Source organism: Streptomyces sp. NPDC048612 (assembly GCF_043199295.1).
Lineage (GTDB): Bacteria > Actinomycetota > Actinomycetes > Streptomycetales > Streptomycetaceae > Streptomyces.
The window spans coordinates 171138-183780 of the sequence record NZ_JBICVV010000004.1 but is presented as its reverse complement, the minus strand read 5'-3'; the positions used below and the strand labels follow the sequence as shown (position 1 = coordinate 183780).

Here is a 12643-nt window from a genome sequence, read left to right as displayed (position 1 = left end):
CGGCTCGTGGTCTGGACGCGGGCCGGGAGGGGCCCGTAACGTGCGGATCTGCGCTGGTGGGCGCGGTGTTCGCGCCGCTTGGCGCGGTCCGGAACGCCGTCTTTCCCCGGGAGCTCCCGATGGATTCGTGCGCGCACTCGGCAGGTGCCCCGGCGACGCCGCCCGCGCCCGCTTTCCCGGTCCCGCCGGAGCGGGTGGTGCGCCCCTCCCGGGTGTGGAGGACGCCGGCTCACGCGTTACGGTCAGCAGGAACATCCGGGTTACCGGGGGTTTCCGGCCGACGGTGGCCGGCGGCAGCAGCCGGCACAGTTCCGGCGCCGCAGGGCGGAGCCGGGCCGGTGACATGGCCGAGTGAAGCGACAATGCAGCAAGGACCGGGCGGCGGACATTCCGCGTGCGACAGGATGGACCCGTGCGAGGGGACGACATTCAGCCGGACGACCGTCGGCTGACGGCGGCCGTGCAGGCGGCGCAGGACGGCGACGAGGCGGCGTTCCGTACCGTCTATCGCGCCGTACATCCCCGACTTCTGGGGTATGTGCGGACCTTGGTGAGCGAACCGGACGTAGAGGACGTCACCTCCGAAGCCTGGCTCCAGATCACCCGTGACCTCGCCCGCTTCAGCGGCGACGCCGACCGCTTCCGCGGGTGGGCCGCCCGTATCGCCCGCAACCGCGCCCTCGACCACATCCGGATGCGCGGCCGCCGTCCGGCGATCGGCGGCGACGAGAGCGAACTGGCCGACACCCCCGCCGCGTCCGACACCGCGGGCGAGGCCCTGGAATCCCTGGGCACCGGCCACACCATGCGGCTGATAGCCAGGCTGCCGCAGGACCAGGCCGAGGCCGTGGTGCTCCGGGTGGTGGTCGGACTCGACGCCAAGAGCGCCGCCGAGGTGCTCGGCAAGCGGGCCGGCGCGGTGCGCACCGCCGCACACCGCGGGCTGCGGCGGCTCGCCGAACTCCTCGGCGAGATGCCCGGCCCCGGCCCCGACGGGCGGAACGGCACCGGTCAGGACGGCGGCGAAGAAGGTGCCGTCCCGCAGCAGGGTGCCCCCTCGGAGCGGTCCGCACCGGGCGCGCGCCGAGGTGGCGGAACGGTGAACGGGGTGCCCGTACAGGGCAGAAGGCGCCACGACGGCGTGACGGAATCGTACGTACCAGGTGTGACGGAAACGGCCGCACGAACGCAGAAGGACATGTGATGGCCGACGACCGGTACAACTGGCTCGACAAGGACACCGCGGAGCGATTGCTGCGCGGTGAACAGGTCAGTGCCCGGCACGGTGACGGCGCACGCGAACTCGAACAGCTCCTCCAGGCCGCCGCCGCGGTCGGCAGCCGGACGCCCGGCACCGCCGAACTCCCCGGCGAAGAGGCCGCCCTCGCCGCGTTCCGGCAGGCCGCCCGCCGCGGCGCCGGCGCCGCGCAGCACGCCGCCGCCGAACCCCTTTCCGGCGGACGCACCGCACGCGCCACCGAACGCACCCGCCTCGGCCGCCCCTTCCGGCGCGGCTTCGCCGTGGCCCTCGCCGCCTGCGCCATCGGCGGTGTCGCCGTCGGCGCCGGCACCGGAGTGCTGCCCACCCCCTTCCGGGGCGACGGCGAACCCGCACCCGCCTCCAGCGTCTCCGCCGCCGAGTCCCCCGGGCCGTTTGACACCCGCGAGCCCGGCGCCCAGACCGACGGCACCACGGGACACACCCCCGACCCCACCCCCGACCGGAAGTCGGCCGGTCCCACCGAGACCCCCGCACCCGGCAGCAGCCCCGGCGCCACCGAGCGCCCCGGCCGCGGCACCCCGAGCGGCGGCACCGGACGCGACGACAGACCCGGCGGCGCCGGCACCCTCCCCGGCCAGGGCGAGAAGAACAACCTGCTGCTCTCCCTGTGCCAGAGCTACGAGTCCGGCAAACGGGACGGCATGGACCGCGACACCCTGCGGAGTCTCGAACGCAAGGCCGGCGGCGCCGACAAGGTCCACCTCTTCTGCCGTGCCTACCTCGCCCGCTACCAGACCGGCGGCAACTCCGGCGGCGGCGACGGCTTCGGCGGCTCCACCGGCGGCTCCGGCGACACCGGCCAGAGCGGCGGCTCGGGCGACGAGGACGACGACCACCACCCCTCCCAGACGCCCGGCACCACCCCCGGCCCCGGCACGCCCACCACGGCGCCCGACCCCTCGGTGACCGCCACGGACCCCGGAAACGAGGGCCCGGGAGGAACCTCCACCCCGTAGGTGTGACGTTTTTCGAGCGGGTGACGCAGTACTGAGTGAAGCCGACTGGTCATCGGCTGCGCGAGGAGCCGGGGTTCCCCCCGTACCCACGGCTCAGCGCACATGGCGCGGGCGGGGCACGTTCCCCCGGCCCTGCCCGCGCCCTTCTTTTGCGCCTAAGCCGGCGCCGCTCTCGCGGGTGTGGTTGCTCCGGGTGGGGGTGGAGCAATTTTCGCTTCGGTCAGAGACCTTCTTCGGTCCCCGTGTAGGTGCGGGTCAGTGGTAGATGACCACCTTGGTGCCCGGCTTGGCTGTGGTGAAGAGGGTGGCGAGTTTCTTTCTGTCGCGGACGTTGACGCAGCCGTGGGAGGCGCCGCGGTAGCCGTGGGCGGCGAAGTCCGCCGAGTAGTGGACGGCCTGGCCGCCGCTGAAGAACATCGCGTAGGGCATGGCCGTGTGGTAGAGCGTCGAGACGTGATGGCGGCTCTTGAAGGTGATGTGGAAGGTGCCCTCGCGGGTGGGGGTGTACTGCGAGCCGAAGCGGACGTCCATCGCCGAGACGACCCGGCCGCCCACCACCCAGGTGAGTGTGTTGCTCCGCTTGCTGATGCAGATCACCCTGCCCGTCATGCAGCGCGGATCGGGCGCGCCGACCGGGCGGGTGGTGGGCGGGTACAGCTCCGTGTGCGACGGGCGGCGGGTCTGTGACCGCAGGGCGCGCCAGGTCGCGGGCCGCACGGTGCCCGTACGGGGCAGGCCCCACCGTTTCTGGAAGGCGCGGACCGCGCGTGCGGTGACCGAGGCGTAGAAGCCCGTCGGGGCGCGGCCGAACAGGCCCAGCTGGGCCAGCCGCGCCTGGAGTTCGCGGACCTGTGCCCCGCGTGAGCCCACCGCCATCAGGGGTCTGGTGGCCGGCCGGGCGGGGCGTGCGGTGTGCGCGGGCCGCGGTTTCGTCGCGTGCCGGGCGGGGGTGGGCGGGTGATGTCCCAGCGGCGGGGGAGCGGGCGTGGTGGGGGCGTAGCGGACGCCCTTGCTGTCCGGCGCGCCGGCCCCGCCGGTGACCGTGACGGGGCGGCAGCCCACCGCGAGCGCCGCCACCACCAGCACCGTGGCCACCGCCGGCGCCGTACCTCGTCCACTGCTCCGCTGCATGCGCAACCCCCGGATCTCGGCGGCCCGACCGGCCACCGGTGACTCTTCCCAGTGCTGCGCGGCGGCGAACCTGCGGGCATGCTGTGAGCAAGGCGTAAACCTGGACGAACCGGTCACCCGGTGGGAGGCGTACAGCCATGGCACCCGAGGCGGGCAGTGAGCGGTACAACGAGAGCGGGCTGCCCGTCGAGCCGGTGTACGGGCCGGCGGCGCTGGCCGGCTGGGACCCCGAGCGCAGGCTCGGCGCGCCCGGCGGCTACCCCTTCACCCGGGGGGTGTACCCGTCGATGTACACCGGGCGGCCCTGGACGATGCGGCAGTACGCCGGCTTCGGCACCGCACGCGAGTCCAACGCCCGCTACCGGCAGCTGATCGCCCACGGCACGACGGGCCTGTCCGTCGCCTTCGACCTGCCGACCCAGATGGGCCACGACTCGGACACCCCGATCGCCTCCGGCGAGGTCGGCAAGGTCGGGGTGGCCATCGACTCCGTCGAGGACATGCGGGTGCTGTTCGGCGGCATCCCGCTGGACCAGGTATCGACGTCGATGACGATCAACGCCCCCGCGGCGCTGCTGCTGCTCCTCTACCAACTGGTGGGGGAGGAGCAGGGGGTGGCAGCCGGTCGGCTGAACGGGACCATCCAGAACGACGTCCTCAAGGAGTACATCGCGCGCGGCACCTACATCTTCCCGCCGCAGCCGTCGCTGCGGCTGACCGCGGACATCTTCCAGTACTGCCGCGCGGAGATCCCCCGGTGGAACACCATCTCCATCTCCGGCTACCACATGGCCGAGGCGGGTGCCTCGCCCGTGCAGGAGATCGCCTTCACCCTCGCCAACGGCATCGCCTACGTCCGTACCGCCGTTGCCGCCGGGATGGACGTGGACGACTTCGCGCCCCGGCTGTCGTTCTTCTTCGTCTCGCGCACCACGCTGCTCGAAGAGGTCGCCAAGTTCCGTGCCGCGCGCCGGATCTGGGCCCGGGTGATGCGGGAGGAGTTCGGCGCGCGGAACCCCAGGTCGATGATGCTGCGGTTCCATACCCAGACCGCGGGGGTGCAGCTCACCGCCCAGCAGCCGGAGGTGAACCTCGCCCGGGTCACGGTCCAGGGGCTCGCCGCCGTCCTCGGCGGCACCCAGTCGCTGCACACCAACTCCTTCGACGAGGCCATCGCGCTGCCCACGGACAAGTCGGCCCGGCTCGCGCTGCGGACCCAGCAGGTGCTCGCGTACGAGACCGATGTGACCGCCACCGTCGACCCGTTCGCCGGGTCCTACGCCGTCGAGTCGATGACGGACGAGGTGGAGGAGGCGGCCGTGGCGCTGATGGGGCGGGTCGAGGACCTGGGCGGTGCGGTGGCCGCCATCGAACGGGGCTTCCAGAAGGACGAGATCGAGCGCAACGCCTACCGCATCGCGCAGGAGACGGACGCCGGCGAACGGATCGTGGTCGGCGTCAACCGCTTCCAGCTCGACGAGGAGGAACCCTACGAACCGCTGCGGGTCGACCCCGCCATCGAGGCCCAGCAGGCCGAACGGCTCGCCACCCTGCGGGCCCGCCGCAACCGGCGCACGGTCTCCGGGGCCCTCGACGACCTGCGCAAGGCCGCCGAGGGCACGGACAACGTGCTCTGTCCGCTGCGCGAGGCACTGCGCGCACGGGTGACGGTGGGCGAGGCGTGCGAGGCGCTGCGGGAGGTGTGGGGGACGTATGTGCCGACGGACGCGTTCTGAGCGCGCCGTGGCGGCCGGTGCCCGCGGGGACGGCGGCTGGTGACCGCCGGGCGGGGCTGAGCGACACTGGTGTCATGTCGTCACCCCGCCGCACGTGCCCCGTCTGCACCCGAGAGATCGCCGTTGTCGGCGGCCGCTTCGCCCGTCATGACCCGCCCGGCCGGCGGACGGTGCTGGAGCTGATCTCCTGCCCGGGGTCGCGCAGGATGGCGCCGATGATGGCGCCGGCGGAGAAGCTGTTCGACCCGGAGGAGCCGCCGTTCCCGGGGCAGCAGCCGTTGTTCTGAGCCGGGGAGCCGCCGGGCGTACGGGCGGTGACGGTGCCGGTGCGGTTCCGGCGCGCGACTACGGTGCCAGGACGTCGAGTTCGGCCAGCGCGCCGGCGGTGATCTCGCGGGTCAGGGACTCCGCCCGTGCCGCGTCGCCGGTGCGTACCGCCTCCGCGACCTGCACATGGAGGGTGACCGCTGCCGGGTCGGGGTCGGTGAACATCACCTGGTGCTGGGTGCGGCCGGTCAGGACGGCGGCGACCACGTCGCCGAGCCGGGCGAACATCTCGTTGCCGGAGGCGGTCAGGATGACGCGGTGGAAGGCCGTGTCGTGGACGAGATAGGCGTCGAGCTGCTGGCCGCGTGAGGTGGCGACCATGCCCATGGCCTCCTCGGTGAGCCGGGCGCACTGCTCGGGGGTGGCGTGCTGGGCGGCCAGGCCCGCGGCGACCGGTTCGACGGCCGAGCGCAGCACGGTCAGCGAGCGCAGCTGCCGGGGGCGGTCCCGGCCGGCCAGCCGCCAGCCGATGACCCGCGGGTCGTAGACGTTCCACTCCTCGGTGGGCCGGACGGTCACCCCCACCCGGCGCCGGGAGGCGACCAGCCGCATGGATTCCAGGACCCGGACCGCCTCGCGGATGACCGTGCGCGAGACGTCGAAGCGCTGCTCCAGTTCGTCCGTGCGCAGGACCGTGCCCGGAGGGTAGTCGCCCGCGGTGATCGCGGGGCCCAGGGACTCCAGCACGCGGGCGTGCAGCCCCTTCCCCTCGTTTTCCATGGGCCAAGCCTACGTTCCCGCACCCCGGCCAATTAAGTATGACGTTTGCATCACAGGCTCTTGAATACGTCGTACCCAATGGGTTTCAGTGGGGGCCGCGCGCTACGGCGTACGAGGTCGAGGAAGACAGCGAGGTACACGGGATGAGCACCCCCGACGTGATCGTCGTGATGGGCGTGGCCGGCACCGGCAAGACCACGATCGGCCCGCTGGTGGCCGCCGCACTGGGCGTCCCGTACGCCGAGGGCGACGACTTCCATCCGCCGGCCAACATCACCAAGATGTCGGCGGGCATCCCGCTGGACGACGACGACCGCGGCCCCTGGCTCGACGCCATAGGGGCCTGGGCGGGCGAGCGGGCCGGGCACGGCGGGGTGGTCAGCAGCTCCGCGCTCAAGCGCGCCTACCGTGACCGGCTGCGGGCCGCCGCCCCCGGCCTGGTCTTCCTCCACCTCACCGGCGAACGCGCGCTGATCGAGGAGCGGATGGCCGAGCGCAGGGGCCACTTCATGCCGGCCGCGCTGCTGGACTCCCAGTTCGCCACGCTCGAACCGCTCGGGCCCGGCGAGGCCGGCGTCGCCGTCGATGTCTCCGGCACCCCGGACGAGATCGCCGGGCGGGCCGTGGCCGCACTCCGCACCCGGGAAGCGGCGGCCGGCTAGCCCGGACCGGCGCCCCCTCCGCACCCCACCCCCCACAGGTAACGCAGCACCTTTCCCCCTCCGTTCAACCAAGGGAATCGCCGTGACACATCTCAGCGTCGAGATGCTCGCAGCGGACGCGGCCGAGCCGATCACCACGGCCGGTCACGCGCAGCTGGGCATCGCCGTCCTGGCCGGCATAGCCGTCATCGTCCTGCTCATCACCAAGTTCAAGCTGCACGCCTTCCTGTCGCTGATCATCGGTTCGCTGGTGCTCGGCGCGGTGGCCGGCGCACCGCTCGACAAGACGATCACCAGCTTCTCGGCGGGCCTGGGCACGACCGTGGCGGGCACCGGCGTGCTGATCGCGCTCGGTGCCGTCCTCGGGCGGCTGCTCGCCGACTCCGGCGGCGCGGACCAGATCGTCGACACGATCCTGGCGAAGGCGGGCCGGAAGGCGATGCCGTGGGCGATGGTGCTGATCGCCGGGATCGTCGGGCTGCCGATCTTCTTCGAGGTCGGCATCGTGCTGCTGATCCCGGTGGTGCTGCTGGTCGCCAAGCGCGGCAACTTCTCGCTGATGCGGATCGGCATCCCGGCGCTGGCCGGACTGTCCGTCATGCACGGGCTGATACCCCCGCACCCCGGGCCGCTCGCGGCGATCGACGCGGTCGGCGCGAACCTCGGCGTCACGCTCGCCCTCGGCGTGGTCGTCGCGATCCCGACCGCGATCATCGCCGGGCCGCTCTTCTCCCGCTACGCGGCCCGCTGGGTCGACATCCAGCCGCCCGAGAACCTGATCCCCGAGCGCACCTCCGACGATCTGGAGAAGCGGCCCGGCTTCGGGATCACCGTGGCCACCGTCCTGCTGCCGGTCGTGATGATGCTGGCCAAGGCGCTGGTGGACATTGTCGTCGACAACCCGGAGCACACCGTCCAGAGGGTCTTCGACGTCATCGGCTCGCCGCTGATCGCGCTGCTCACCGCCGTCGTCGTCGCGATGTTCACGCTGGGCCGGGCGGCCGGGTTCAGCCGGGGCCGGATCGCCGTCACCGTCGAGAAGTCGCTCGGCCCGATCGCCGGGGTGCTGCTGATCGTCGGCGCGGGCGGTGGCTTCAAGCAGACGCTGGTGGACGCCGGCGTCGGCCAGATGATCCTGGAGGTCTCCCAGGGCTGGAACCTCTCCACCCTCCTGCTGGCCTGGCTGATCGCGGTCACCATCCGGCTCGCCACCGGCTCCGCGACCGTCGCCACCATCTCCGCCGCCGGACTGGTCGCCCCGCTCGCCGCGGAGATGACCACCCCGCACGCCGCACTGCTGGTGCTGGCCATCGGCGCCGGTTCGCTGTTCTTCAGCCATGTCAACGACGCCGGGTTCTGGCTGGTCAAGGAGTACTTCGGGATGGACGTCGGCCAGACGCTGAAGACCTGGTCGGTGATGGAGACGCTGATCTCGGTGGTCGGGATCGTCTGCGTGCTGCTGCTGTCGCTGGTCGTCTAGCGACGGGCTCTCGCGGGGGTCTCGCCGGGCGCTCGTGCTCCGGTCGTTCCGTGTCGCCCGGGTCGTTCTGCTCGAAGTGGCCCTGAGTCGGCGATCCGCAGGAAACACTTGGGAGGCACCGGATCTCACTCAACGTGCGCACACGGCAGGAGACACCATGCGCCTATCCCGATATCGCCCGCGCCGCACGCTCGCTGCGACCATGCTTGCCGTCTTAGCCATACCGGCATGCGGCAGTGAAACGGGCAGCCCACAACCGGGGGAGTCATCGCAGCGGCCAACCCAGACACCGTTGAAAGACAAGAACAAGGCCGCGCGGGACGCCTACACCGCCGGCTACAACCGGGGCCGGGCAGTCCGTGACGCAGGAGGTAAAGGCTCGTCAGTCCGTGAAGTTGTCTGGGGTGGCTGCACGCGACGCGCTCTCAGCGCCGGCCAGGAGGCCGAAGCCGACCGTGGAGCCTGGGTCTCCGGGTGTCTGGACGGCGTGAGTGAAAACCCTGAGCACCTGCCGAGCAGCCAAGTCACCAAGCGCAGCAACGACCAGGATCTCCTTGAGCGTTTCAAGGCCTGGCTGAGTGATACCGACAAGCGGCCGATTACCGCGCATGTCAACAGGCTGACCCTCGTAGAACTGCACCGTGGGGACTACGACATCGAGCTGACCACCGACTATCCCGCTACCGGGGACGACCGTTCGACGGCCACCGACCTGGCGCACTCCTTTGTGACGTGGTGGGACGGTGACGATGGCGACGGGACCGCCTGGAATGTCGTTGTTCGTGGCACAGATGGAGAAAAGCTGGCCACAAACAGGCTCTGACCAAGGCGCACTCTTCACGGTCATCCGCGACCACCTGCGCAGACCGTGAGACCTGCAAGCGGCGCGGCGACGCAACCATCCACCTGGCCGGACTCCACATCGCAGGCATCTTCCGCTGGTCAGCCCGATGATCCGAACGACATGCCCTGGGAGAGCGCCAGTTCGCCGACGCGCTGGTCGCCGCTCGTCTCTCCGGTCGGCCGGAATCCGAGTCCGAGGTAGAAGGCTTCGGGACCGTCGCTGCCGGGATGCCAGCAGGCCGTCAGGCGGGAGCCGCCACGGCGGCGGATCTCGTCGGCCACCGCCCGGACCGCGAAGCGGCCGTAGCCGCGGCCTTGCTCTCCGGCGGCGATGTTCAGACGCCACAGCCCCGAGCGGATGTCGGTGCCGGTGCCGTCGCTGGCGAAGTCGATGTCGAAGAAGGCCATCAGGAAGCCGACGACCCGGTCGTCGTCGAGGATGAGCCGGGGCCAGGCGGTGTCGGGGTGCACGTACGCCTCGGCGAGGGACGTGACGACCGGAGCGACCAAGTGGTCCTGGTCGGGACGTACCTTCAGGGCGATCGCGGCGTCGAAGTTGCCGGGAGTGACCTTCTCCAGGCGGGGCGAGGTGACCATGCGGGAAGACTAGAGACGCGGCGCGGAAGAGCAAACGCCTTATCGGTACCCGAGCAGGCGGCACAGCCGATCCGGCCTGCGCTCGGGCGGGCACCGGGATCAGGGTTCCGGGAGCCGCCCAAACCCCCTGGTGGTGCGCCGCGTTGGCGCCGCGCGTGAGGGGCGGGCGTTGTTACGGTCGGCACATGACCCAAAGCCCTGGCGTGAACATGTACAAACCGCGGCGCGTATATCCGTCGGCGGCACTGGTGGTGCTTTTGGGGGTCGGTGGCCTTCTCGCGACGGTGGCGTTCGCGAGAAACGGGCATCTTGCGCCTGCGAACGCCCTCATGCTGATCTCGCTCGCGCTGATCGGGGGAGGCCCGGTCCACAACCGTCGCAGGCGACAGCGTGAGTGGTTCCACCGGACGTTCCGTACGTACGAGAACTTCCGCGCAGAGGTCATCGACGAGGTGCGCCGAGTGCGGCAGGAGAAGGGTGATGCGGCGATCGTGCGGCATCTGAGGGCCGGGTACCCGCACCTCCCGGTGCGGGTGATCACACGGCTGATCACAGAGCGCTGACCGGGACCCGCCGGTGCGGACCGCGGGCCGGCCCGCCGGGCCGGCCCGCGGCGTTCACCTGGCTATCTGCGCCGTGACCGCGCCGAGGTACGCCCCGAGGGCCTCGGTCACCGGGGCCGTGGCGTTCTCCGCCGGGGCGGCCAGGGCGAGGTAGCCGTCGGGGCGGATGAGGAGGGCGGCGGGGGCGCTGCCGTAGGCGTCGCGGACATGGCCGTCGGTGTCGAGGAGGTCGGGGTCCTGGCCGCCGACGCGGACGAGGCGCAGCAGTGCCGGATCGGCGGGGAGCGCGGTGGGGTCGAGGTCGGTCGCGCCCAGGGTGAGCAGGGTGAAGTGCGGGCCGCGGAAGGCGTCGAAGAGCCGGGTGGGCCGGCCGTCGGCCGTGGTGCAGGGGGCGTCGGGCGCCCGGTCGCCCGCGCGGGGCACGCCCTCGGCGGTCCCGGGGCGCAGCTCCCGGGACAGGGGACTGTCGGGGTAGCCGATGTCGAGCTGGTGCAGATCGCGGCCGCGGCGGAGCGAGCCGGAGCGGTGCAGCCGGGAGCTGGTGTCGAGGATGCGCTCGGCGATCGGCCGGCGCTCGGCCTCGTAGCTGTCGAGGAGGGCGGCGGGGGCGCCGTACCGCAGCACCTGGCCGAGCTTCCAGCCGAGGTTGTAGGCGTCCTGGACGCTGGTGTTGAGGCCCTGGCCGCCCGCCGGGGAGTGGATGTGCGCGGCGTCGCCGGCCAGGAAGACCCTGCCCTCCCGGAAGGTGTCGGCCAGGCCCGCCTTGGGGCGGAAGAGGGAGGACCACAGGACCTCGCGGATCTGCTCGGGGGCGAGGTGGGTGTGGGCCGCGAGCAGGGCGCGGACCGACTCGGGCGAGGTGTCCGTGGAGTTGGCGGCGATCATCGTCTGGAAGGAGTCGGTGCCGGCGAGCGGGAGGAGGGAGACGAACCCGTGGTCCGGCAGGACCCAGCGGTGCCAGTGGTCCCGGTCCAGGCCGTCCACCCGGACGTCGGCGAGCACCGCGGCGCCCGGCGGCAGGGGCGGGCCGCCCATCGCGATGCCCGCCGCCTGGCGGACGGTGCTGCGCCCGCCGTCGGCGGCGACCAGATAGGCGGCGCGCACCTCGCGCTCCTGGCCATCGGCGCCGCGCAGACGGGCCGTCACCCCCGCCGAGTCCTGGGTGAACGCGGTGAGTTCGGTGCCGAGGAGGACGCTGCCGCCCAGCTCCCGGAGGCGGGCGTGCAGCACGTGCTGGGTGTGGAACTGCGGCACCATCAGGGCGTTCGAGTAGGGCACGGCGGGGGTCGGGTCGGTCTGCTCGATCATCACGGCCGTCTCGGCGATCCGGCCGTTCTCCCAGAGGGCGGTCGGCGGGTAGTTGCCACCGCCCGCCTGCAGGGCCGCCAGCGCGCCGAGGTCGTCGAAGACCTCCTGGGTACGCGGCTGCACACCGGTGCCGCGGGCGCCTTGCGAGAGGCGGTCCTGCCGCTCGACGAGCAGGGCGCGCAGCCCGCGGCGGGTGAGGTCGACGGCGAGGGCGAGGCCGGTCGGGCCCGCGCCGGCGATCAGTACGTCGACGGTCGTGAGGAGGTCGTCCGTCACACCGACAGCGTTCTCGATGTCCTTAACGTTGTTAAGTTCCATGGCTATGAGGGTGCGCTTAACGGTGTTAAGTTGTCAACATGGTTTCGCGCATCGACCGGCAGCAGATCGTCGACACGGCCCTGCGGGTGCTGAACGAGGTCGGCCTCGACGGGCTGACCCTGCGGCGTATCGCCAAGGAGCTCAACGTCCAGGCCCCCGCGCTGTATTGGCACTTCAAGAACAAGCAGGAGCTGCTGGACGAGATGGCCACCGCGATGTTCCGGCGGATGGCCACGCAGCTGACGGGGGAGGGGGACGCGGCGCGCGGTGCCGGCCAGAGCTGGCAGGACACCCTCCGCGAGGGCTGCCGCGGCCTGCGCCGCGAACTCCTCGGCTACCGCGACGGCGGCAAGGTCTTCAGCGGTACCCGCATGACCGACGACAGCTACGCCGGCCCGCTCGAAGGCCTCCTCGCCCAGCTCACCGGCGAGGGATTCACCCTGCGCGAGGCGGCGCAGGCCTGGTGGACGGTCTACAACTTCACCGTCGGCCTGGTCATCGAGGAGCAGTCGGTGCACCCGGACCCCGGTGCGCCGGAGCGCCGCGACCCCGCCTACGACACGCGCCTGCGCGCGGAGAAGATCGGCGACGGCTATCCGCTCGCGGCGCGGGCCGGGGTGGAGATGTTCGGCGACATCGACCGCAACTTCGAGGCCGGGCTGCGCCTCATCATCGCCGGGATAGAGGCCACCGCCGGCCCGGACGTGCGGAGTTGAGCCG

At 72.0% G+C, this 12643-nt stretch carries 13 protein-coding genes; 9 read left to right on the top strand and 4 right to left on the bottom strand.

Annotated features, from left to right (window positions below):
• Nucleotides 1–412 precede the first annotated feature (412 nt).
• Together ACGFN2_RS09520 and ACGFN2_RS09515 are read left to right on the top strand one after the other, a co-directional pair.
• A complete protein-coding gene (locus ACGFN2_RS09520; RefSeq protein WP_393358830.1) occupies nt 413–1204 on the top strand; it encodes an RNA polymerase sigma factor in 792 nt (263 codons plus the stop codon).
• The gene (locus ACGFN2_RS09515) at nt 1204–2238 is read left to right on the top strand and encodes a hypothetical protein (RefSeq protein WP_393358828.1); all 1035 of its coding nucleotides are present in this window, start codon (nt 1204–1206) and stop codon (nt 2236–2238) included. The genes ACGFN2_RS09520 and ACGFN2_RS09515 overlap by 1 nt, the downstream gene beginning before the upstream one ends.
• A 255-nt stretch (nt 2239–2493) precedes the next feature.
• Here ACGFN2_RS09515 and ACGFN2_RS09510 read toward each other — a convergent pair whose 3' ends face one another.
• Nucleotides 2494–3369, bottom strand: coding sequence for a L,D-transpeptidase family protein (locus tag ACGFN2_RS09510; protein WP_393358826.1), 876 nt, complete (start codon nt 3367–3369; stop codon nt 2494–2496).
• Between the two features lie 137 nt (nt 3370–3506).
• Here ACGFN2_RS09510 and ACGFN2_RS09505 point away from each other — a divergent pair, with 137 nt between their 5' ends.
• Both ACGFN2_RS09505 and ACGFN2_RS09500 read left to right on the top strand, forming a co-directional pair.
• Complete coding sequence (locus tag ACGFN2_RS09505; RefSeq protein ID WP_393358824.1) at nt 3507–5105, top strand: methylmalonyl-CoA mutase; 1599 nt, start codon at nt 3507–3509, stop codon at nt 5103–5105.
• Nucleotides 5106–5179: 74 nt separating this feature from the next.
• Nucleotides 5180–5392, top strand: coding sequence for a hypothetical protein (locus tag ACGFN2_RS09500; RefSeq protein WP_362604427.1), 213 nt, complete (start codon nt 5180–5182; stop codon nt 5390–5392).
• Nucleotides 5393–5450: 58 nt separating this feature from the next.
• Here ACGFN2_RS09500 and ACGFN2_RS09495 read toward each other — a convergent pair whose 3' ends face one another.
• A complete protein-coding gene (locus ACGFN2_RS09495) occupies nt 5451–6152 on the bottom strand; it encodes a FadR/GntR family transcriptional regulator (protein WP_362604425.1) in 702 nt (233 codons plus the stop codon).
• A gap of 143 nt (nt 6153–6295) precedes the next feature.
• Here ACGFN2_RS09495 and ACGFN2_RS09490 point away from each other — a divergent pair, with 143 nt between their 5' ends.
• The 3 genes from ACGFN2_RS09490 (at nt 6296) to ACGFN2_RS09480 (ending at nt 9117) form a co-directional block, all read left to right on the top strand.
• On the top strand, nt 6296–6814 hold the full coding sequence (locus ACGFN2_RS09490; protein WP_393358821.1) for a gluconokinase: 519 nt from the start codon (nt 6296–6298) through the stop codon (nt 6812–6814).
• 82 nt (nt 6815–6896) lie between these two features.
• Nucleotides 6897–8294, top strand: a complete 1398-nt coding sequence (locus ACGFN2_RS09485) for a gluconate:H+ symporter (protein ID WP_362604422.1) — start codon at nt 6897–6899, stop codon at nt 8292–8294.
• 292 nt (nt 8295–8586) lie between these two features.
• Nucleotides 8587–9117, top strand: a complete 531-nt coding sequence (locus ACGFN2_RS09480; RefSeq protein WP_393358819.1) for a hypothetical protein — start codon at nt 8587–8589, stop codon at nt 9115–9117.
• A gap of 119 nt (nt 9118–9236) precedes the next feature.
• Here ACGFN2_RS09480 and ACGFN2_RS09475 read toward each other — a convergent pair whose 3' ends face one another.
• Nucleotides 9237–9734: a GNAT family N-acetyltransferase gene (locus tag ACGFN2_RS09475; protein ID WP_393358816.1), complete on the bottom strand. Its 498-nt coding sequence runs from the start codon at nt 9732–9734 to the stop codon at nt 9237–9239.
• 185 nt (nt 9735–9919) lie between these two features.
• On the opposite strand from ACGFN2_RS09475, the gene ACGFN2_RS09470 reads away from it, so the two are divergent.
• Nucleotides 9920–10297, top strand: coding sequence for a hypothetical protein (locus tag ACGFN2_RS09470; protein ID WP_393358814.1), 378 nt, complete (start codon nt 9920–9922; stop codon nt 10295–10297).
• Between the two features lie 54 nt (nt 10298–10351).
• Here ACGFN2_RS09470 and ACGFN2_RS09465 read toward each other — a convergent pair whose 3' ends face one another.
• Nucleotides 10352–11923: an FAD-dependent oxidoreductase gene (locus ACGFN2_RS09465; protein WP_393358813.1), complete on the bottom strand. Its 1572-nt coding sequence runs from the start codon at nt 11921–11923 to the stop codon at nt 10352–10354.
• 38 nt (nt 11924–11961) lie between these two features.
• On the opposite strand from ACGFN2_RS09465, the gene ACGFN2_RS09460 reads away from it, so the two are divergent.
• The gene (locus ACGFN2_RS09460; RefSeq protein ID WP_362604413.1) at nt 11962–12639 is read left to right on the top strand and encodes a TetR/AcrR family transcriptional regulator C-terminal domain-containing protein; all 678 of its coding nucleotides are present in this window, start codon (nt 11962–11964) and stop codon (nt 12637–12639) included.
• The last annotated feature ends 4 nt before the right edge of the window (nt 12640–12643 follow it).